The sequence below is a fragment of the Bacillus sp. B19-2 genome (assembly GCF_022832475.1).
Taxonomy (GTDB): Bacteria; Bacillota; Bacilli; order Bacillales; family Bacillaceae; genus Bacillus; species Bacillus paralicheniformis.
On the sequence record NZ_JALHKQ010000003.1, the window covers coordinates 146957 to 169145 of the forward strand.

Below are 22189 nucleotides of genomic sequence, written 5' to 3' on the forward strand. Positions count from 1 at the left end.
AACGAGGGGAAACAAGAGGTGAACAGTATGCATAAAAAAGATATCATTAAATTGCTTGAAACGATTGCGATATATATGGAACTAAAAGGGGATAACCCGTTTAAAATCTCCGCTTTCCGAAAGGCTGCGGCAGCTCTAGAACAAGACGACAGGAGCCTCTCGGAAATCGATAATATGATGTCCCTGTCCGGGATCGGCAAAGGCACGTACGCCGTCATCAAGGAATATATGGACACGGGAGCATCCGGAACGCTGGAACGATTAAAGGAAGAGGTTCCGGAAGGACTTGTGCCGCTTTTGAAGCTGCCGGGTCTTGGCGGCAAAAAAATCGCCAAGCTGTATCAGGAGCTCGGCGTCTGTGATGCGGCGTCTTTAAAAGAGGCATGCGAACAGCAAAAGGTTCAGGGGCTTGCCGGATTCGGCAAAAAAACGGAAGAAAAAATCCTGCAGGCTTTGGGTGAAGCGGGGAAACGTCCTGAAAGGTACCCGATCGCGGTCGCTTTGGCCGTCGCTGACATCATCGAAGAGCAGCTTGAAGGGCTCCCGGGTCTCATCAAGTTTTCGCGGGCCGGAAGCCTGCGCCGCGCCAAAGAAACGGTGAAAGACCTCGATTACATTATGGCTGTCACTGATCCGGAACTTGTCCGGGAAGGGCTCCTAAAGCTTTCGAACATCAAGGAGGTCATTGCCGCAGGAGATACGAAAGTGTCTCTCACATTTGCGTTTGAATACGAAATCAGTGCGGATTTCCGGCTGGTGACAGAGGAACAGTTTCCAACGACGCTCCATCATTTTACCGGATCAAAAGACCACAATATTAAAATGCGCCAGCTAGCCAAAGAAAAAGGCGAAAGAATCAGTGAATACGGCGTCGAAACCGTTGAAACTGGAGAAATTAAAACTTTCTCAAGCGAACAAGAGTTTTTCGCCCATTTCGGGCTTCCGTTTATTCCGCCCGAACTGCGGGAGACGGGAAGAGAAGTCGAGGACTATAGCGATGACATCGGACTCGTTTCCGCCGAGGATATCCAAGGAGACCTTCATATGCACTCGGCTTGGAGCGACGGTGCTTTTTCGATCAGGGAAATGGCGGAAGCCTGCATGGCAAAAGGGTACCGCTATATGGCGATCACAGACCATTCCCAGTATTTAAAAGTCGCAGGCGGTTTGACGCCTGAGCGCTTGCGCATGCAGGCGAAGGAAATTGATGAACTGAATAAGGAATTGACCGATTTTCATATTTTTAAAGGCGTGGAAATGGACATCCTGCCTGACGGAACGCTTGATTATGACGATGAGCTGCTGGCGGAAATGGACCTTGTCATTGCTTCGATCCATTCAAGCTTTTCACAGCCGCAGCATGTCATCATGAAACGGCTTGAAACCGCGCTGATGAATCAGCACGTTGACATTATCGCCCATCCGACCGGCCGTCTGATCGGAAGAAGGGCAGGTTATGAAGTCGATATTGACCAGCTGATCGAGCTTGCGAAAAAAACGAATACAGCCTTGGAGCTGAACGCAAATCCAGCACGGCTCGATCTCAGGATGGAACACTTGATGAAAGCGAATGCTGCCGGAGTGACACTCGTTATTAATACGGATGCCCACAACACAGCGATGCTTAATGATATGAAAACGGGCGTTACGGCAGCGAGAAAAGGATGGACGCCAAAGGCCAATGTATTAAATACCCGCTCCTTTGAAGAAGTCCAGGCATTTTTGTCGCGCCATCGATCTTAAGGAGGTTTAATGGACGTTGCAGCAAAAAGCGCTATCAGCACTTGAATTTCATAAAGTAAAAGAACAGCTCACAGAGCATGCGGCATCTTCTTTAGGGAAGGAAATGCTTTTGGAACTCAAACCTTCCCGTTCGCTCGAAGAAGTCAAAAAGCTGCAGGAAGAAGTCGATGAAGCAGGAACCGTCCTGCGCTTAAAAGGAAACGCCCCTTTCGGCGGCCTTACGGACATTAGAAAAGCGTTAAGAAGGGCGGAAATTGGCAGCATTTTGAGCCCGGCGGAATTGACCGAAATATCGGGTCTGCTATACGCAGCAAAACAGATGAAGCATTTTCTCGAAGGCCTGTTCGAAGACGGGGTTGAGATCCCTTGTCTTCACCAATACGCAGAAAAGCTCATTCCGCTTTCCGAATTGGAAAGAGACATCAATTCGTGCATCGATGATCATGGAGAAGTGCTAGACCATGCATCTGAGACGTTAAGGGGGATCAGGACGCAGCTGCGGACGCTTGAATCAAGAATCAGGGACCGGCTGGAATCAATGCTGCGTTCTTCATCTGCGCAAAAAATGCTGTCGGATACGATCATCACAATTCGCAACGACCGCTTTGTCATTCCTGTCAAACAGGAGTACAGATCAAGCTACGGAGGAATCGTGCACGATCAGTCGTCTTCCGGCGCGACATTGTTTATCGAGCCTCAGGCGATTGTCGATATGAACAATGCGCTTCGCCAGGCAAAAGTAAACGAAAAACAGGAGATTGAACGGATTTTGCGCGTCCTGACAGAAAAGACGGCAGAGCACACAAATGAACTCTTTCACGATGTCAAAGTGCTTCAGACGCTGGACTTTATTTTTGCAAAAGCAAAATACGCAAAAGCGACAAAAGCGGTTAAACCGGCTGTCAACGCTGACGGCTATGTCCGCCTGATTCAAGCCCGCCACCCGCTTTTACCCCTGGATGAAGTCGTTCCGAATGATATTGAGCTCGGTGGAGAGTATACGACAATTGTCATCACGGGCCCGAACACGGGCGGTAAAACGGTGACGCTTAAAACGCTCGGGCTTTTGACCATTATGGCGCAGTCGGGATTGCACGTACCGGCGGAAGAGGGCTCGGAGACCGCCATATTTGATCAAGTATTTGCCGATATCGGCGATGAACAGTCAATCGAACAAAGCTTAAGTACGTTCTCGTCACATATGGTCAACATCGTCGATATTTTGAAAGACATGACGGAAAACAGCCTTGTGCTTTTTGACGAGCTCGGCGCCGGGACAGACCCGCAGGAAGGCGCGGCCCTTGCGATCAGCATTCTCGACGAGGTGTGCCAGACAGGCGCGCGCGTCATTGCCACGACCCATTACCCGGAACTGAAGGCATACGGCTACAATCGCGAAAATGTCATTAATGCAAGCGTCGAATTTGATATCGACACACTGTCGCCGACCTACAAGCTGTTAATCGGCGTGCCCGGCCGAAGCAATGCGTTCGAAATTTCGAAGCGTCTCGGGCTGCCTGATTACCTGATCGGCCGCGCAAAAGCGGAGATGACGGCCGAACATAATGAAGTGGATACGATGATCGCATCGCTGGAAGACAGCAAAAAGCGCGCCGAAGCGGAGTTGAACGAGACAGAAGCCATCCGCGCGGAGGCTGAAGCCCTTCACCGCGACCTCCAGCAGCAGATCAGCGAATGGCAGGAGAAAAAAGACAAGCTCTATGAAGAAGCGGAGCAAAAAGCGGCTGAAAAAGTCAAAGAAGCGATGAAAGAAGCAGACGAGATCATCCAGTCGCTCCGCATGATCAAGGAAGACCATAAAGCATTTAAAGACCATGAGCTGATCGAGGCGAAAAAACGCCTTGAAGAAGCCGTGCCTTCGTTTGAAAAAGCGAAAAAGCCGGCTCAGAAAAAAACGGACAAGCGCGAATTAAAACCGGGCGATGAAGTCAAGGTTTTAACCTTTGGCCAAAAAGGGACGCTGCTCGAAAAAACGGGTGCGGCCGAATGGAATGTTCAAATCGGCATTCTGAAAATGAAGGTCAAGGAAAAGGATCTGGAATTCCTGAAATCGGCGCCCGAACCCGAAAAACAAAAAACGATCGCCGCCGTCAAAGGAAAAGATTATCACGTCTCGCTCGAACTCGACCTTAGGGGGGAGCGGTATGAAAATGCGCTTCACCGGGTTGAAAAATACTTGGATGATGCGGTGCTTGCGGGCTATCCAAGAGTCTCGATCATCCACGGAAAAGGAACCGGCGCCCTCCGAAAAGGCGTTCAGGACCTCTTGAAATCCCACCGCAATGTGAAAAACTCCCGGTTCGGCGAAGCGGGAGAGGGAGGATCAGGCGTCACCATTGTCGAATTAAAATAAAAAAGGGAGTCTAAAAGGATGAAAGAGTTTTGGGAGAACGACCTTGTGGAAATTGCCGCGTACTACAGCGTTTCCGTTTTGTGTCTTGTGATATTTTTATCTGTGTTTGAACTCGTCACCACCTATAAAAATTGGGAGGAGATTCAAAAAGGAAACATGGCGGTCGCGATGGCAACAGGCGGAAAAATTTTAGGCATCGCCAACGTGCTGCAAAAATCGATCAGCCAGCATAATTCCCTGCTGCAAATGATGGGATGGGGGCTGTTCGGTTTTATCCTGCTTTTGATCGGCTATTTCATTTTTGAATTTCTGACGCCGCGCTTTAAAATTGACAAGGAGATTGAAAACGACAACCGCGCAGTCGGCTTCATTTCATTCGTCATTTCAGTCGGCCTGTCATTTGTCGTGGCTTCGGGTATCTAAAGGGGATCAACATGGAGAAATTAGCGAAAATCCTGTTTTTCACAGCTGGGGTATTTGTGGTTATCGGCCTGATTTATATGATCTTTTATGCTTGAAAAAGGTGTCCTGAACAAGGGCGCCTTTTTTAAAATGAAAAAATATCATTACTTTCTGAATATTGTTTTGATATACTGAAATCAAGAATATATTGTTTAAAAGGGGGGAGCTTATGCCGACTGAAAAACCGTGGCTGCGTCATTATCCCGAACAAATTCCTCACGAGCTGCAATTTGAAGATCAAACACTCCATTCCATCCTGCAACAATCCGCCCAACAGTTTTCTGAAAAAACAGCGATTCATTTTCTCGGAAAAAAACGTTCGTATCGGCAAGTTTACGAGGACGCTTTAAAAATGGCAGATTACCTGCTGTCACTCGGCATTCAAAAAGGAGACAGAGTCTCGATCATGCTGCCGAACTGCCCGCAGGCGGTTATCGCGTATTACGGCGTACTTTTCTCCGGCGGCATCGTCGTCCAGACAAATCCGCTGTATACGGAAAGGGAGCTTGAACATCTGCTTCAAGACAGCGGGGCAGCCATCATCATTACGCTCGACATGCTGTACCCGGCGGCATACAAAATGAAAGCGCTAACAAACGTGAGGCACATCATTGCGACAAGCATAAAAGATTACCTGCCTTTCCCTAAAAATCTGCTGTACCCAATCGTGCAAAAAAAAGAGAATCAAATGTCGGTTGAGATCAATGAAAATGAGACGACACACCTTTTCCGCACCATCATGAAACACCCCGTTCCAAGCGGTCCTCCGGGGATTGAAATCGATCCGGCCCACGACATTGCCGTCCTGCAGTATACCGGAGGCACGACAGGCACGCCAAAAGGCGTCATGCTCAGCCACCGCAACATACTAGCCAACATGGAGATGTGCGATGCCTGGTTTTATCAATTGAATAAAGGGGAGGAGAAGGTGCTGGGGATCGTGCCGTTTTTTCACGTCTACGGAATGACGGCCGTCTTGAATTTCACGATCAGGCAGGGGTATGAAATGATTCTGCTGCCGAGATTTGACGCGCGCGCAGCGCTGAAAACGATCGATAAAGAAAAGCCGACGATATTTCCGGGAGCACCGACGATTTATATCGCCCTGTTGAACCATCCTGATCTTCACCAATTTGATCTGTCATCAATTAAGAGCTGTTTGAGCGGATCTGCGGCGCTTCCTGTTGAAGTCAAACAGCAGTTTGAAAAGGTCACGGGCGGAAGGCTTGTCGAAGGCTACGGAATGTCTGAAACTTCGCCCGTCACTCACGCCAATTTTATTTGGGATTTGAATAAAGCGGGCAGTATCGGCTGTCCTTGGCCTGGTACAGACGCGGCGATCTATTCGGAAGAAACCGGCGGTTTTCTCGGACCATATGAGCATGGAGAAATCGCCGTCAAAGGACCGCAGGTGATGAAGGGCTACTGGAACAATGATGAAGAAACCGCTCAAAGTCTAAGGGACGGCTGGTTTTTTACAGGAGACATCGGCTACATGGATAAAGACGGCTTCTTTTATATCGTCGACCGCAAAAAAGACGTGATCATTGCCGGGGGATACAACATTTACCCGCGCGAAATCGAAGAGGTGCTCTACGAGCACGAAGCAGTTCAGGAGGCGGTCGTTGCCGGCATCCCTGATGAATACAGAGGAGAAACGGTTAAGGCTTTTGTAGTGCTGAAAGATCATGTTACAATAACGGAGAAGGAATTGGACGAATATGCCAGATCGCGTCTGGCTCCTTATAAAGTGCCGAAAGTATACGAGTTCAGGGACGAACTTCCGAAAACGGCAGTCGGGAAGATTTTAAGAAGAGCGCTCGTTCAAGAAGAAAAAACCGGCGTCTGAAAAAGCGAAGTCTGCCGTCGATTTTGACGGCATGCTTTTGTGGTGCGATTTGAGTTTAGCTTCTTGACAAAGCGTCCATTTTTATTTACGATAAAATCATGAATGAGTATTCATTCATTAATTTGAAAGGAACGAAGCCAATTGAAACAAAAGAGACCAAAGTATATGCAGATTATCGACGCAGCTGTCATTGTGATTGCAGAAAACGGATACCATCAGGCGCAGGTTTCGAAAATCGCCAAGCAGGCCGGAGTGGCGGACGGCACCATTTATCTTTATTTTAAAAACAAAGAAGATATTCTCATCTCGCTATTCAAAGAGAAAATGGGACAGTTTATCGAGCAGATGAATGAAGAAATGGAAGCGACAAATTCGGCGACAGAAAAGCTTTCGCTGTTCATCAAAAAGCACTTTGAACTGCTCAGCAGCGATCGCCACCTCGCGATTGTCACCCAGCTTGAGCTGAGGCAGTCGAATCTTGAGCTGAGGCTGAAAATCAATGAGATTCTCAAAGGGTACTTGACGATCCTGGAAGACATCATCACCGAAGGAAAAGAAGCGGGAGAATTTAAGAGCACGCTTGATGTCCGCCTGGCGAAACAGATGATTTTCGGTACGGTGGATGAGACGGTTACAACCTGGGTGATGAATGATCAAAAATACGATCTGCCAAAGCTGGCAGACAGCATTCATGAATTGCTGATCCATGGGTTCGGCAGCCAAAAGACGAAGGAGGAGAAATAAAAATGGCAGCATTATCATACGCCGTTGACGGCTATATCGCAACCATCATGATTCAGCATCCGCCGGCAAATGCGCTATCGACGCAAGTGCTTGAAGATCTTTCCGCATGTCTTGATGAACTTTCGGAACGTCAGGATGTCAGAAGCGTCGTGATTCACGGGGAAGGAAGATTTTTCTCGGCAGGCGCTGACATTAAAGAGTTTACATCATTGATGGACGGGTCTGATTATGCAAATTTGGCTGATAAAGGCCAGCAGATTTTCGAAAAGGTAGAATCTTTTCCAAAACCGGTGATCGCCGCGATTCACGGAGCCGCTCTTGGAGGCGGTCTGGAGCTTGCGATGGCATGCCACATCCGGATTGCCGAGGAGAGCGCTAAGCTCGGCCTTCCCGAGCTGAATCTCGGAATCATTCCCGGCTTTGCGGGAACGCAGCGCCTTCCGAAGTATGTGGGCACCGCCAAAGCGCTTGAAATGATCGGGACATCTGAGCCGATATCCGGCAAGGAAGCTTTTGAATACGGCCTTGTCACGATTTTGGCGGCGAATGAAGAAGAAGTGCTGCAAAAGGCACAAGAACTCGCGCGAAAATTCGCTGAAAAAAGTCCGCAGACGATGGCTTATGTCATTGAACTCCTGAATTCGAGCAAAGTGTATTCGTATGAAGGCGGCCTCAAGCTGGAAGGAAAATACTTCGGCGAAGTGTTCCAATCCGAGGATGCGAAGGAAGGGATTCAGGCATTTCTTGAAAAGCGGAAGCCGCATTTTAAAGGGAAATAACAAACGTGAAAACAAAGGGGATGAATAGAACATGAACATTTATGTCTTAATGAAGCGCACGTTTGATACAGAGGAGAAAATTCAGATTGAACAAGGGGAAATCAGCACGGACGGAGCGGAATTCATCATCAATCCGTACGATGAGTACGCCATTGAAGAAGCGCTTCAGCTGAAGGAGAAGCACGGCGGTGAAATTACGGTCGTCACAGTCGGCGAGGAAGAAGCTGAAAAAGAACTCAGAACGGCTCTGGCGATGGGGTGCGACAAAGCCGTTTTGATCAACATTGAAGACGACCTGGAAGAAGCGGACCAATATACGGCTTCAGCCATCCTTTACAACTATTTGAAAGACCGCGAGTACGACATGATACTCGGCGGGAATGTGGCGATCGACGGGGGATCGGGACAGGTGGCGCCTCGTTTGGCCGAGCTGCTCGGCATCCCTTGTATTACGACGATTACAAAGCTGACGGTAAACGGCGGAGATGTTGAAGCGGAACGCGACGCCGAGGGCGACCTTGAAGTGATCCAGACGTCGCTTCCAATCGTAGCGACTGCACAACAGGGGTTGAATGAACCGCGTTATCCGTCTCTTCCGGGAATCATGAAGGCGAAGAAAAAGCCACTCGAGGAGCTTGAGCTTGATGATCTGGACATCGACGAGGAAGACGTTGCCGCCAAAACAAAAACGATCGAACGGTTCCTGCCTCCGAAAAAAGAAGCCGGGAAAATCCTTGAAGGGGAGCCGGAACAGCAGGCGGCAGACCTTGTATCACTGCTGAGAAGCGAAGCAAAGGTCGTTTGAAGCCGAAGGGAGCAAAAACACGGTCATTAAAATACAGGGGGAAATGGACATGAGCAAAAAAGTTATCGTATTGGGAGAGTTCAGGGACGGTTCGTTGAGAAATGTGACATTCGAAGCGATAGCCGCAGGAAAAACGGTAGCCGAAGGGGGAGAGGTGATCGGCGTTCTCTTCGGCGAAAGCGTTTCAAGCGATGCGGCACAACTGATCCATTACGGCGCTGACAGAGTACTTACAGCCGAAAACCCGCTCTTGAAAAACTATACGTCTGACGGCTATGTTCAAGCCTTTATGCCGATCATTGAGCGCGAAAGTCCGGACGTGATGATTTTCGGCCATACGTCTATGGGCAAAGACTTGTCGCCGAAGCTTGCAGCCCGTATGGGAACAGGGCTGATATCAGATGCCGTTGACGTCGAAGTAGCCGGCGGCAACATCGTGTTTACAAGGCCGATTTACTCAGGCAAAGCGTTTGAGCGGATCATTTCCGAAGATGAAACGATTTTTGCAACGATCAGACCGAATAATATCGCCCCGCTCGACAAAGATGAGACGCGGACGGGAGCGGTCGAAAGCATCGAAGCGGATATTCGGGACATCAGAACGGTTATCAAAGACATTGTCAAAAAAACGTCTGAAGGCGTCGATTTGTCTGAAGCGAAAATCATCGTAGCCGGCGGCCGCGGCGTCAAAAGCGAGGAAGGCTTTAAACCGCTGCAGGAGCTTGCCGACGTACTGGGCGGCGCGGTCGGCGCTTCAAGGGGAGCCTGTGACGCAGACTACTGCGACTATTCGCTTCAAATCGGCCAGACCGGCAAAGTCGTAACACCAGACTTATATATCGCCTGCGGCATCTCAGGAGCGATTCAGCACCTCGCAGGGATGTCAAACAGCAAAATCATCGTTGCCATCAACAAAGATCCGGAAGCCGATATCTTTAAAATTGCCGACTACGGGATCGTCGGCGACTTATTTGAAATCGTTCCGCTGCTCACGGAGGAATTTAAAAAGCTGAGTGTCAGCACTTGATCAAAAGCCGGCCTGAAATGGCCGGCTTTTTACATAGGCACATTTCCGCCTTTTGCAAAATAACATGGGATAAGGACATTTTCAGAAAGGCTCAAATCCCGATGTGTAAAACTGTGCAGATAGGGAAACGTATAATCAAGCATTATGTTAGCGTGAACCAAAGGGAGATGCTATACTAAAAAGCATAATTTCACAATTGGAGGAATGAAAGAATGGCTATCGTAAAAGCAACTGATCAAACATTCTCATCTGAAACAAGTGAAGGCGTAGTTCTTGCCGACTTCTGGGCTCCTTGGTGCGGACCTTGCAAAATGATCGCGCCGGTACTTGAAGAGCTTGATCAAGAAATGGGAGACAAATTGAAAATCGTAAAAATCGATGTTGACGAAAACCAAGAAACTGCCGGCAAATACGGCGTGATGAGCATCCCGACTCTCCTCATCCTAAAAGACGGCGAAGTGGTTGAAACATCTGTCGGCTTTAAACCGAAAGAAGCCCTTGAAGAACTGGTCAACAAACATTTGTAAAATAGAAACCTGTGAAAAAGGCGATTCCAAAGGGATCGCTTTTTTCTTACAACCCGCCATCTTCCTTCTCCAATTGTGGCGAACGTACGGTCGGTCATGGTAAACTGAAATGAAGAAAAAACGCCGAAACAAGGAAGGATTTTTGATGAACAAAAAAATCAAAGAAAAGCTGGCCCTTCTTCCGGATCAGCCTGGCTGCTACTTGATGAAAGACAGGCAGGATACCGTCATCTACGTCGGGAAAGCGAAAATCTTAAAAAACAGGGTCCGCTCCTATTTCAGCGGGTCCCATGATGCCAAAACACAGCGTCTTGTCAGTGAAATTGAAGACTTTGAATACATTGTCACCTCCTCGAACATCGAAGCGCTCATTCTTGAAATGAATTTAATCAAAAAGTACGACCCGAAATATAACGTGATGCTGAAAGATGATAAAAGCTACCCGTTCATTAAAATCACGAACGAGCGGCATCCGAAGCTAATTGTCACGAGGAAGGTCAAAAAAGACAAAGGCCGCTATTTCGGGCCGTATCCCAATGTCCAGGCTGCGAGGGAAACAAAAAAGCTGCTGGACCGCCTCTATCCGCTCAGAAAGTGCGCCAAACTGCCGGATCGCGTCTGTTTGTACTATCATCTCGGACAATGTCTGGCGCCATGCGTATATGATGTGTCTGAGGAGACAAACCGACAGCTCACAGAAGAAATCACCCGCTTTTTAAAGGGCGGCTACAATGAAGTCAAGAAAGAACTTGAAGCAAAAATGCTTGAAGCCTCGGAAAACCTGCAGTTCGAACGGGCGAAAGAATTCCGCGATCAAATGGCCCATATCGAGTCGACGATGGAAAAACAGAAAATGATGCTGAATGACATGGTTGACCGCGATGTATTTGCCTATTCGTATGACAAGGGCTGGATGTGCGTCCAGGTCTTCTTCATCAGGCAAGGTAAATTGATTGAAAGGGATGTCAGCATGTTTCCTCTATACAGGGAAGCAGACGAGGAGTTTTTGACGTTCATCGGGCAATTTTACTCAAAAAACAACCATTTTCTTCCGAAGGAAATTTTGGTGCCTGACAGCGTCGATAAGGACATGATTGAGGAGCTTTTGGACGTGAACGTGCGCCAGCCGAAAAGGGGAGCGAAGAAAGACCTGCTGCTCCTTGCCCATAAAAATGCAAAGCTCGCCTTGAAAGAGAAGTTTTCGCTCATTGAACGGGATGAAGAGCGGACGATCGGCGCGATTGAAAAGCTCGGCAAAGCGCTGGGCATCTACACGCCGTACAGAATTGAAGCGTTTGATAATTCAAATATTCAAGGAACAGACCCCGTTTCGGCCATGGTCGTCTTTCTCGACGGAAAACCGCATAAAAAAGAGTACCGCAAATATAAGATCAAGACGGTTGAAGGCCCCGACGACTACGGATCAATGCGCGAAGTCATCAGAAGAAGATATACAAGGGTGCTGAAAGAGAATCTGCCGCTGCCTGATTTAGTATTGATCGACGGCGGAAAAGGCCAGGTGTCTGCCGCACTTGACGTTTTGGAAAATGAATTGGGTCTCGATGTCCCTGTTGCCGGTCTGGTGAAAGACGATAAACACAGAACCTCTAACCTTTTGATCGGCGATCCCCTTGAGATCGTCCAGCTTGAGCGGAACAGCCAGGAATTTTACCTGCTTCAGCGCATTCAGGATGAAGTGCACAGGTTTGCGATCAGCTTCCACAGGCAGCTCAGGGGAAAAAGCGCATTTCAATCGGTGCTTGACGGCATACCGGGCGTCGGCGAACAGCGGAAAAAACTGCTGTTAAAACATTTCGGTTCCGTTAAGAAAATGAAGGAAGCGAGCGCAGACGATATCCGCAAGCTCGGTATTCCTCTGAAGACGGCGCAGCTGATTGAAGAGGCTTTGAAAAAATAATGTTGAACTTTTAAAAAGAATCTGATAGAATTTGTACTAATTTCATAATAAGATCGTGTGATATGGTGAAGATAGAGGTGCGAACTTCAAGAGTAGGCTTGATGAGGAAGATGGATTCCGATGAAAAAAGCCGAAAGGGGAGCGTCGCCGAAGCGGGGAAAAATCCATTCGTTTTTCCTGCTGGCTTTACATTGAATAAATGTAAGGCTGTCAAGAAATCATTTCTTGGAGGGCTATCTCGTTGTTAAAATCATCGGCATTTTTGTTGGTTAAAGCAATGAGGGAATTCTCTCATTGCTTTTTTTGTACGAAAAAACGTACAGCCCGCCGGTCAAGTTTTCCTCTTCATACATAAACAAGCACGAACGAAAACAAAAAGGGTGGTATTTGATGGGGCTCATCGTCCAAAAATTTGGCGGAACTTCAGTAGGGTCAGTGGAAAAAATATTGAATGTCGCAAACCGCGTCATCGAAGAAAAACAGCGCGGTCATGATGTTGTCGTCGTCGTTTCAGCGATGGGCAAATCGACGGACTCCCTCGTCGCGCTTGCTAAGGAAATTACCGAACAGCCGGGCAGCAGGGAAATGGACATGCTGCTGACAACAGGAGAGCAGGTGACGATTTCACTGTTGACAATGGCTTTGCAGAACAAGGGGTATGATGCGGTTTCCTATACGGGCTGGCAGGCCGGCATCGAAACCGAAAATATTCACGGCAACGCAAGAATTACAAACATTGATACGGCCAAGCTGAAAGAGCGTCTGACTGAAGGGAAAATCGCCGTTGTCGCCGGATTCCAGGGGACGACAGCGGAAGGTGAAATTACAACGCTCGGCAGAGGCGGGTCAGATACGACAGCCGTTGCCCTCGCAGCTGCCCTGAAAGCCGATAAATGCGACATTTACACCGATGTACCGGGGGTTTTCACAACCGATCCCCGCTATGTGAAAACAGCGCGGAAGCTGGCCGGAATCTCCTACGATGAAATGCTTGAGCTTGCCAATCTTGGAGCAGGCGTCCTGCACCCGAGAGCTGTTGAATTCGCGAAAAACTATCAGGTGCCTTTGGAAGTCCGTTCAAGCACCGAAAAAGAAGCCGGTACATTAATCGAGGAGGAATCATCAATGGAACAGAATTTAATCGTAAGAGGCATTGCGTTTGAAGATCAGATCACACGCGTGACTATATGCGGCCTGGCGAGCGGCTTGACGACGCTGTCAACGATTTTTACAACACTTGCCAAACAGAACATCAACGTTGACATCATCATTCAATCGGTGACAAGCACAAGCAAAACGTCGATTTCTTTCTCCGTGAAAACGGAGGACTTAAAACGGACGGTCGAAGTTCTCGAAGAATACAAAGACGCGCTCGACTATGAACAGATTGAAACGGAAAACAGGCTTGCCAAAGTGTCGATCGTCGGTTCAGGCATGATCTCCAACCCCGGAGTAGCAGCGGAAATGTTCGCTGTGCTGGCGGAAAAAAACATCCAGGTCAAAATGGTCAGCACATCCGAAATCAAAGTTTCGACTGTCGTCAGCGAAGGCGATATGGTGAAAGCCGTTGAAGCGCTGCATGATGCCTTTGAATTGTCAAAGCAGACAGCAGTCATTTAAAAAGAAAAAAGGCGGGACTTTTGCAGTCTCCGCCTTTTTTGCATGGTTATGCCGGGTCTTTCAAATCCCATTTTACCGTTAAAACAACTTTTCCGGCTCTTTTTTTCACTTGTTCATACGATTCGGCAATTTGTTCGTTCATCAGCTGGATTTGCTCGGCGATAAATCCGGCTTCAAGCTGAAAGCACGGTTCCTTTTGATATTTGAGGCGGTTTGAGACCAGCGGGCCTTCGAGCTCAAACTCAAGCTCCTGCTTCTTTGAATGGACGATCGTAAGCGTTCCCCAGCCTGCATCCAGAAAGAAAGCGGGAAGGTCCTCCCTGGATTCAAGCGGGAACTTGCGGGCGAGCTTTTTTCCCGCCCAGTACATCATATCTGCGTAGTCTTGTCCCAGCATATCGGGAAGCAGCACTTCCCTGATCAACTCATAGCCATATGCGGAGACTTCCAGCTCTTTTAATTGCGCTAAGTTTGCTTCAAATTTGTTCATATCCAATGTCTCCCCTCTTTTCTCCGTTTATTATAGCTTAAATGGGGTGAAAGATTACAGCGGGGACATGCAATTAGGAAGAAAAAAATCTGATATATTTATATTTTGATAAAATAAAATTTTCAAAAATATGATTAAATTTTAGAAAATTTCAATTTATGTACGCGTTTTCTTGACGCCTATTTCTCATAGGAGTAAAATGAAATTGTCATAAAAACTTAACAAAGTGCGATATTTGAAACAGGACGGGGGATAGGAGACCTTTCATTTTTACTGCACTTTTCAACTAGGGGGTAAAGCAATGGCCGGGAACAGAGAGTTTGTTTATCGAAGACTGCATTCTTTGCTTGGCGTCATACCGGTAGGCATATTTTTAATCCAGCATTTGGTTGTCAACCATTTTGCGGCAAGCGGAGAAGAGGCGTTTAATAACGCCGCTCACTTTATGGAAAACCTGCCGTTCAGGTACGTCTTGGAAATCTTCGTGATTTTCCTTCCGCTGATTTATCATGCTGTTTATGGAGTATACATAGCTTTTACAGCGAAAAACAATGCGAACAGATACGGATTTTTTAGAAACTGGATGTTCGTTCTGCAGCGGATTACAGGAATCATTACCTTGATTTTTGTCAGCTGGCACGTGTGGCAAACACGGATTGCCGCCCAAATGGGGGCAGAGGTGAACTTTGACATGATGGCTGATATTTTGAGCTCCCCGATCATGCTCGGCTTTTACATTGTAGGTGTCCTCTCAACAATCTTCCACTTTTCAAACGGTTTATGGTCGTTTGCTGTTACTTGGGGAATCACCGTTTCTCCCCGGTCACAGCGAATCGCCACGTTTGTGACAATGGGAGTCTTTGTTGTGCTGTCCTATGTAGGGCTGAGAGCGATTTTGGCATTTGTGTAAAAGAACTAGATTACTAGAGGGAGTGGGGCAGGCATGAGTAATTCAAGCATCATCGTTGTCGGCGGAGGACTTGCGGGTCTGATGGCGACCATTAAAGCTGCGGAAGCAGGAACAAATGTAAAACTATTTTCGATCGTCCCCGTTAAGCGCTCACATTCCGTATGTGCGCAGGGCGGAATCAACGGAGCGGTCAATACAAAAGGTGAAGGCGACTCCCCTTGGGAGCATTTTGACGATACCGTTTACGGAGGCGACTTTCTGGCCAACCAGCCGCCGGTCAAAGCGATGTGTGATGCGGCGCCGTCGATTATTCATTTGCTTGACCGCATGGGCGTCATGTTTAACAGAACACCTGAAGGGCTGCTTGACTTCCGGCGCTTCGGGGGAACTCAGCATCACAGAACGGCATATGCGGGGGCGACGACCGGACAGCAGCTCTTGTACGCGCTGGATGAGCAGGTTCGCCGCTTTGAAGTCGAAGGGCTTGTTTCGAAATATGAAGGCTGGGAGTTTCTCGGAGCCGTTCTTGATGATGACAATGCGTGCCGGGGCATCGTCGCCCAAAATCTGACGACGATGGAAATCGAGTCGTTCCGTTCAGACGCGGTCATCATGGCGACCGGGGGACCGGGCATCATCTTCGGAAAATCGACGAACTCGATGATCAATACCGGATCAGCCGCTTCGATCGTTTACCAGCAGGGCGCTTACTATGCGAACGGAGAATTCATCCAGATCCACCCGACCGCCATTCCGGGAGACGACAAGTTGCGGCTGATGAGCGAATCGGCGCGCGGTGAAGGCGGACGAGTCTGGACGTATAAAGACGGCAAGCCTTGGTATTTCCTTGAAGAGAAATATCCGGCATACGGAAACCTTGTGCCGCGTGATATTGCGACGCGTGAAATATTTGATGTATGCGTCAGACAAAAGCTCGGCATCAATGGCGAAAACATGGTTTATCTCGATCTTTCCCATAAAGATCCGAAGGAATTGGACATCAAGCTGGGCGGAATCATTGAAATCTATGAAAAATTCATGGGTGACGATCCGCGCAAGCTGCCGATGAAGATTTTCCCTGCGGTCCACTACTCAATGGGCGGACTCTGGGTCGACTACAATCAGATGACCAACATTCCAGGACTGTTTGCCGCAGGAGAATGCGATTATTCAATGCACGGCGGAAACCGCCTGGGCGCGAACTCGCTCTTGTCAGCCATTTACGGCGGCATGGTGGCAGGTCCGAAAGCCGTTGAATACATTCAAGGTCTTGAAGCATCCGCAGAAGATCTGTCTTCTTCCGTTTTCGACAGCTGCGTCAAAAAGGAAGAAGAAAAGTGGGCTGACATTATGAAAATGGACGGCAATGAAAATGCATATGTCCTTCATAAAGAGCTCGGCGAATGGATGACAGACAACGTGACGGTTGTGCGCCACAATGACAAGCTGCTGAAAACGGATGAAAAAATCCAAGAGCTTGCCGAGCGCTACCAAAACATCAATATCAACGATACGGCAAAATGGAGCAATCAGGGCGCCGTATTCACGCGCCAGCTGCACAACATGCTGCAATTGGCACGGGTGATCACGCTCGGTGCATACAACCGGAATGAGAGCCGCGGCGCCCATTATAAACCGGATTTCCCTGAACGTAATGACGAGGAATGGCTGAAAACAACAATGGCGAAACATGCAGGCGATTTTGAAGCCCCGAAATTCCATTATGAGGATGTCGATGTTTCATTAATCGCACCGCGTAAACGGGATTACTCGAAGAAAAAGGTGGCGAAATCATGAGTGAAAATAAGACAATCAAGTTTATCATCACTCGTCAGGATACATCGGATTCTAGTCCTTACCAGGAAGAGTTTGAAATTCCATACCGTCCGAATATGAACGTCATTTCCGCTTTGATGGAAATCAGAAGGAACCCGGTTAATGCGAAAGGAGAAAAAACGTCGCCGATTGCTTGGGATATGAACTGTCTAGAGGAAGTGTGCGGCGCTTGCTCGATGGTGATCAACGGCAAGCCGAGACAGTCCTGTACAGCGCTGATCGACCAGCTTGAGCAGCCGATCCGCCTTGAACCGATGAAAACATTCCCGGTTGTCCGCGATCTTCAAGTGGACCGGAGCCGCATGTTTGATTCATTAAAGAAAGTCAAAGCATGGGTGCCGATCGACGGCACATATGACCTCGGACCGGGACCGAGAATGCCGGAACGAAGAAGGCAGTGGGCGTACGAGCTGTCAAAATGTATGACTTGCGGCGTATGTCTTGAAGCTTGTCCAAACGTGAACGATAAAACAAACTTTATGGGACCTGCACCGCTCTCGCAAGTCCGCTTATTCAACACCCATCCGACAGGCGCGATGAACAAATCGGAACGGCTTGAAGCGATTATGGGGGACGGCGGACTGGCCGAATGCGGAAATTCGCAAAACTGCGTGCAGTCATGTCCGAAAGGCATCCCGCTCACAACCTCAATCGCTGCGTTAAACAGGGATACGACCGTTCAGGCGTTTAAAAACTTCTTCGGAAGCGACAACACGGAATAATACGAAAAAACGCACCTCTTCAAGCCGAAGAGGTGTTTTTATGACCAAAGGGGATGAAAAACAATGAAACTGCCGGGATATATTGAAGAACCATTTGACACATGGTGTCAGTCATTTTCTTTTTTTGATGAAGTATCCGTCCGTTTTTCAGAAACGGACATGTTCGGTCATATGAACAATGTCACACCGTTTGTCTATTTCGAGGAAGCGAGGATTTCCTATTTCAAGCACCTGGGCGTGATGGACCGCCTTTCAGACGGGAAAAGCGCGGCAATTCCCGTCGTGGCGAGCCAGCAATGCGATTACTTTCAGCAGGTCATGCTTCATGAACATTTGAAAATCGGCGTCAAAACAGCATCTGTCGGCAACGCCTCCCTCACCCTTCACTATGCGGCGAAAAATGGAGAAGGCGGCCTTTGCTTCACAGGGAAGGCGGTTATGGTGCAAATTGCGAAAGATACGGGCAAACCGGTGAAATGGACAGATAAACAAAAAGCAAAACTGCTTGGCAATCACTCATTTCCTGAGAAATAATTGACAGGGAGAGGAAAATGAAAAAAGCGATAATCATCGGCGCGAGTTCCGGAATTGGTAAAGCGCTTGCCAAGCAGCTGTCAGCCGGAGGAGTGGAGGTCGGTCTTGCTGCAAGACGGTATGAGCTGCTAGCCAAATTGCGCGACGATCTCCCTGGACCTTCATACATTAAAAAGATCGATACAGCCGACAGCGAACGCGCGCCTATACTGTTGAGAGAACTGCTTGATGAGATGAATTGGGCAGACGCAGTCTTCATCTGTTCAGGTGTTGGATATTTGGAAAGCGAAATGGATTGGAGCAAAGAAAAGGAAACGATCGATGTAAATGTGACGGGATTTGTGTCCTGCTCGAACGTGTTGATGGAGCATTTTATCAAAAATGGGAAAGGGTATTTAGTCGGCATATCATCCATTGCCGCGCTGAGAGGAAACGGAAGAGCCGTCACCTACGCCGCTTCAAAAGCATTCGTTTCTAATTACTTAAAAGGGCTCCGTCAAAAAGTGAAAAAACTTGGGTATGATGAAATCGTGGTCACCGAAATTCAGCCGGGCTTTGTGGACACGGCTCTTGCAAAAGGTGATCACCTGTTTTGGACGGCTTCGCCCGAAAAAGCGGCTGCACAAATCATCAGTGCTGTGCAGAAAAAGAAAACGCACGCATATATTACGAAAAGATGGCGGCTGATCGCCTGGATTTTAAAATGTCTTCCTTAGAAGTTCAGCCCTGAAACGATGCCTGTGTCATGATTTGAAAAATAGGTGTTTGAGGGAACCCTTTTCTCCGTCAGAAACGTCACCGACCTTGCGTATGTTTCATATGATATCACGACTATATCGAAACCCATTCGTTTCAGATCAGCTCTCACCTTAGCAAGGAGGGTTACAATACTTGAAGGAGAAAGAGTTTCAATCAAAGCCGCTGCTAACAAAAAGAGAAAGAGAAGTGTTCGAATTGCTCGTTCAAGACAAGACAACAAAGGAAATCGCAAGCGAGCTCTTTATAAGTGAAAAGACTGTACGTAATCACATTTCCAATGCGATGCAAAAATTGGGAGTGAAAGGCCGTTCGCAAGCTGTTGTTGAACTTCTTCGAATGGGTGAGCTAGAGCTCTAAATTGAGCCGGTGTTCCTTCTTGTAACAAGAAGGGAACCGGTTATTTGTTTTGAGGTGCAATTTGTATATTCATGTTGAAGTCTTGCAATTTGTGTAGAAAAGAAGGAAAATAGACTCAAGTGTTTTGAAAACAAAACAACGAGTCGAGCGAGGTAGAGAAAATGAATTCGAATGCTTCTTTGAATCACATAGCGGATATTGAAAAATCACTCCGCCATATTGCGGGCATCATCAAACAAAAAGGAAGAGAAATTCTCACCCAATATACGATTACCCCTCCCCAGTTTGTCGGTCTTCAATGGCTGTATGAATACGGGGACATGACGATCGGCGAGTTATCACAAAAGATGTACCTGGCGTGCAGCACCACGACGGATTTAATTGACCGAATGGAGAAAAACAACCTCGTTGAACGGGTGAAAGATCCGTCCGACAGGCGCGTAGTCCGCATTCATCTTCTCTCGGAAGGAGAGCGGATCATCCAGGAGGTCATTCAAAAAAGGCAGGACTATTTGGAAGACATGTTAGAGGCGTTTTCCGAGGAAGAAACAGCCGCATTTGAAAAATTATTAATTAAACTTCAGCAGGAAATGAACAGAAAATGAGGCGATTTTGTTGGATCAACCGATAGGAGTCATCGATTCGGGAGTCGGCGGTTTAACCGTTGCAAAAGAAATCATGAGGCAGCTGCCGAAAGAAAAAATTATATATCTCGGAGATACGAAAAGGTGTCCGTACGGACCTCGCGACAGACAAGAAGTCCTGTCATATACATGGGAAATGACAAATTATTTGTTATCCCGCCACCATATTAAAATGCTCGTGATCGCCTGCAATACAGCGACGGCCATCGCGCTTGAAGAAATCAGCAGAGAAGTCGCGATCCCGGTCATCGGCGTTGTGCAGCCCGGAGCCAGAACCGCAATTAAAGTGACGGAAAACCAGCGGATCGGCGTGATCGGAACAGAAAACACGATCAAAAGCGGCGCCTACGAAGAAGCGCTTCTTTCGCTGAACGGAGATTTAACGGTAGAAAATCTCGCTTGCCCGATGTTTGTCCCGTTTGTGGAAAGCGGCAAATTTTTGGATGAGACGGCTGATGAAATCGTCAGGTCGTCACTGCACCCGCTCAGGGATTCATCAATCGATACGCTGATTCTCGGATGCACGCATTATCCGATTTTAAAAGAACCGATTCAGCGCTATATGGGAGAGCGCGTCAACATTATTTCCTCCGGAGATGAAACGGCCAGGGAAGTCAGCACGATCTTGTCATACAACGGTTTATTAAGCAAAACGGGGAAACCGCCGGAACACTTGTTTTTAACAACAGGGGAGCGCGCCCGCTTCACAAAAATTGCAAATGATTGGTTTGGATACGAAGTGAAAAATGTGGAAAGCATTTCTCTTCAGGAAACCGCTATAAAATAAAGCTGCCGCACAATTAAACGGCAGCTTTTTTCATGAGCCTTTTCTTTAAAAGAAAAGGTTTTTTGTATTCAGAGGGATTTTTTTAAAAAGCGGTCTAATTCAAAAACGGGCTCGTATACATAATAGTACAAACTGCCTTAGGAGGGAAAAGTATGCTGAAAAAAGGAATGAAAGGAATCGCGGTGTCGGTTACGGCCTCCGCGCTGCTTCTTTCCGGGTGCGGAATATTTCAGTCAGATCAAGCCTCAGAGGAGATAGATCCGCCGCAGGACATCACATATGTAAAAGAGGAGAAGGAGCAAGACAAAACAGACAAAACCAAAGATAAAACAGAAGACAAAGGCAGCAAAACGACAAGCGACGATAAAGCGGACCAAACGAGCGATACGGTTATGAGAGAGCTTTATCTCATTGATAAGAACGGCTATGTGACAGCACAGACGCTGCCGCTGCCAAAGCAGGAAGGCACGGCTAAACAAGCGCTTGAATACCTCGTTGAAGGCGGCCCTGTTTCAAACATCCTGCCAAACGGATTCAGAGCCGTGCTGCCGGCGGATACAACGGTCAATGTTGATATTAAAGAAGATGGAACAGCGATTGCTGACTTCTCAAATGAATTTAAAAACTATAAAGCTAAAGACGAGCAAAAAATCGTCCAGGCGATTACATGGACGCTAACACAGTTTAACTCGATTGATAAAGTGAAGATCCGCATGAACGGCCATGATTTGAAAGAAATGCCTGTTAACGGCACGCCGATTTCAGAAGAACTCAGCCGAGAGGACGGCATCAACCTCGATACGGCGGGTGTGACCGATATAACGGCAACACAGCCGGTCACCGTCTATTATTTGACTGAATCGGACAAAGGCACATACTACGTTCCTGTAACGAAACGGACGTCTGCAAAAGAAAAAGACGAGGTGACGGCGGCGATTAAAGAGCTGACGGAAGGACCGGGCAATAAAAGCGGCCTGCTTTCCGATTTTCAGGGCGGCGTCAAGCTTGAAAACGAGCCGAAAATTGAAGACGGCCATGTGACGCTCGACTTTAACGAAGCGATCTACGGGAGTGCCGACGGCGAGAAGAAAGTGATATCGGATGAAGTGTTAAACAGTATTGTGCTGACATTAACCGAGCTGCCTGATGTGAAAAGTGTGTCGGTTACTGTGAACGGAAAATCCGAGCTCGTCAATGAAAAAGGAGAAAAGCTTTCCAAGCCGGTTTCAAGACCGAGCAAGGTGAACACAGGTAGTTTTTAAGCAGAGATTTTTGATATACTATAGAAAAAGAGGTAAGCGA

At 47.8% G+C, this 22189-nt stretch carries 21 protein-coding genes and 1 riboswitch; of the genes, 20 read left to right on the forward strand and 1 reads right to left on the reverse strand.

Annotated elements, in window-relative coordinates; genetic code table 11:
- The first annotated feature begins 27 nt into the window (after positions 1-27).
- The 11 genes from polX to MST20_RS13140 all read left to right on the forward strand — a co-directional run bounded on the left by polX (position 28) and on the right by MST20_RS13140 (position 13848).
- Positions 28-1743 (forward strand): DNA polymerase/3'-5' exonuclease PolX, encoded by a 1716-nt coding sequence (polX, locus tag MST20_RS13090; protein WP_243942749.1) that lies wholly within the window; start codon positions 28-30, stop codon positions 1741-1743.
- Between the two features lie 16 nt (positions 1744-1759).
- Positions 1760-4117, forward strand: a complete 2358-nt coding sequence (locus MST20_RS13095; protein WP_243942751.1) for an endonuclease MutS2 — start codon at positions 1760-1762, stop codon at positions 4115-4117.
- Between the two features lie 18 nt (positions 4118-4135).
- Positions 4136-4540: a DUF350 domain-containing protein gene (locus MST20_RS13100; protein WP_026579111.1), complete on the forward strand. Its 405-nt coding sequence runs from the start codon at positions 4136-4138 to the stop codon at positions 4538-4540.
- A 208-nt stretch (positions 4541-4748) separates the two neighbouring features.
- Positions 4749-6428: an AMP-binding protein gene (locus tag MST20_RS13105; protein WP_243942752.1), complete on the forward strand. Its 1680-nt coding sequence runs from the start codon at positions 4749-4751 to the stop codon at positions 6426-6428.
- Positions 6429-6569: 141 nt separating this feature from the next.
- Positions 6570-7172 (forward strand): TetR/AcrR family transcriptional regulator, encoded by a 603-nt coding sequence (locus MST20_RS13110; RefSeq protein ID WP_243942754.1) that lies wholly within the window; start codon positions 6570-6572, stop codon positions 7170-7172.
- 2 nt (positions 7173-7174) lie between these two features.
- Entirely contained in the window at positions 7175-7951 is a 777-nt protein-coding gene (locus MST20_RS13115; protein ID WP_243942756.1) for an enoyl-CoA hydratase, read from the forward strand.
- 31 nt (positions 7952-7982) lie between these two features.
- The gene (locus MST20_RS13120) at positions 7983-8756 is read left to right on the forward strand and encodes an electron transfer flavoprotein subunit beta/FixA family protein (RefSeq protein WP_020452499.1); all 774 of its coding nucleotides are present in this window, start codon (positions 7983-7985) and stop codon (positions 8754-8756) included.
- A 49-nt stretch (positions 8757-8805) separates the two neighbouring features.
- Positions 8806-9783 (forward strand): electron transfer flavoprotein subunit alpha/FixB family protein, encoded by a 978-nt coding sequence (locus tag MST20_RS13125; protein ID WP_243942758.1) that lies wholly within the window; start codon positions 8806-8808, stop codon positions 9781-9783.
- Positions 9784-9995: 212 nt separating this feature from the next.
- Positions 9996-10310: a thioredoxin gene (trxA, locus tag MST20_RS13130; RefSeq protein WP_020452497.1), complete on the forward strand. Its 315-nt coding sequence runs from the start codon at positions 9996-9998 to the stop codon at positions 10308-10310.
- Positions 10311-10455: 145 nt separating this feature from the next.
- Positions 10456-12228, forward strand: a complete 1773-nt coding sequence (uvrC, locus tag MST20_RS13135; protein WP_165427732.1) for an excinuclease ABC subunit UvrC — start codon at positions 10456-10458, stop codon at positions 12226-12228.
- 64 nt (positions 12229-12292) lie between these two features.
- Positions 12293-12472, forward strand: a riboswitch (Lysine riboswitch).
- A 146-nt stretch (positions 12473-12618) separates the two neighbouring features.
- Positions 12619-13848, forward strand: coding sequence for an aspartate kinase (locus MST20_RS13140; protein WP_243943415.1), 1230 nt, complete (start codon positions 12619-12621; stop codon positions 13846-13848).
- Between the two features lie 46 nt (positions 13849-13894).
- Here the strand turns inward: MST20_RS13140 and MST20_RS13145 are convergent, their stop codons facing one another.
- Positions 13895-14338, reverse strand: coding sequence for a YslB family protein (locus tag MST20_RS13145; RefSeq protein ID WP_152848297.1), 444 nt, complete (start codon positions 14336-14338; stop codon positions 13895-13897).
- Positions 14339-14639: 301 nt separating this feature from the next.
- Between MST20_RS13145 and MST20_RS13150 the strand changes: the two genes are divergently transcribed.
- From MST20_RS13150 to MST20_RS13190, 9 genes are all read left to right on the forward strand, one after another.
- Entirely contained in the window at positions 14640-15248 is a 609-nt protein-coding gene (locus tag MST20_RS13150) for a succinate dehydrogenase cytochrome b558 subunit (RefSeq protein ID WP_243942760.1), read from the forward strand.
- A gap of 33 nt (positions 15249-15281) precedes the next feature.
- Entirely contained in the window at positions 15282-17045 is a 1764-nt protein-coding gene (gene sdhA, locus MST20_RS13155) for a succinate dehydrogenase flavoprotein subunit (RefSeq protein WP_243942762.1), read from the forward strand.
- Positions 17042-17806, forward strand: a complete 765-nt coding sequence (gene sdhB / locus MST20_RS13160; protein ID WP_075752004.1) for a succinate dehydrogenase iron-sulfur subunit — start codon at positions 17042-17044, stop codon at positions 17804-17806. The genes sdhA and sdhB overlap by 4 nt, the downstream gene beginning before the upstream one ends.
- A gap of 63 nt (positions 17807-17869) precedes the next feature.
- Positions 17870-18340: an acyl-CoA thioesterase gene (locus MST20_RS13165; protein WP_243942764.1), complete on the forward strand. Its 471-nt coding sequence runs from the start codon at positions 17870-17872 to the stop codon at positions 18338-18340.
- Between the two features lie 17 nt (positions 18341-18357).
- Complete coding sequence (locus MST20_RS13170; protein WP_243942766.1) at positions 18358-19056, forward strand: SDR family NAD(P)-dependent oxidoreductase; 699 nt, start codon at positions 18358-18360, stop codon at positions 19054-19056.
- A 175-nt stretch (positions 19057-19231) separates the two neighbouring features.
- On the forward strand, positions 19232-19456 hold the full coding sequence (gene gerE / locus MST20_RS13175) for a spore germination transcription factor GerE (protein WP_003184172.1): 225 nt from the start codon (positions 19232-19234) through the stop codon (positions 19454-19456).
- Between the two features lie 161 nt (positions 19457-19617).
- The gene (locus MST20_RS13180; protein WP_003184148.1) at positions 19618-20061 is read left to right on the forward strand and encodes a MarR family winged helix-turn-helix transcriptional regulator; all 444 of its coding nucleotides are present in this window, start codon (positions 19618-19620) and stop codon (positions 20059-20061) included.
- 7 nt (positions 20062-20068) lie between these two features.
- A complete protein-coding gene (racE, locus tag MST20_RS13185; protein WP_243942768.1) occupies positions 20069-20887 on the forward strand; it encodes a glutamate racemase in 819 nt (272 codons plus the stop codon).
- A 152-nt stretch (positions 20888-21039) separates the two neighbouring features.
- Complete coding sequence (locus MST20_RS13190; RefSeq protein WP_243942770.1) at positions 21040-22149, forward strand: GerMN domain-containing protein; 1110 nt, start codon at positions 21040-21042, stop codon at positions 22147-22149.
- Positions 22150-22189: the final 40 nt, after the last annotated feature.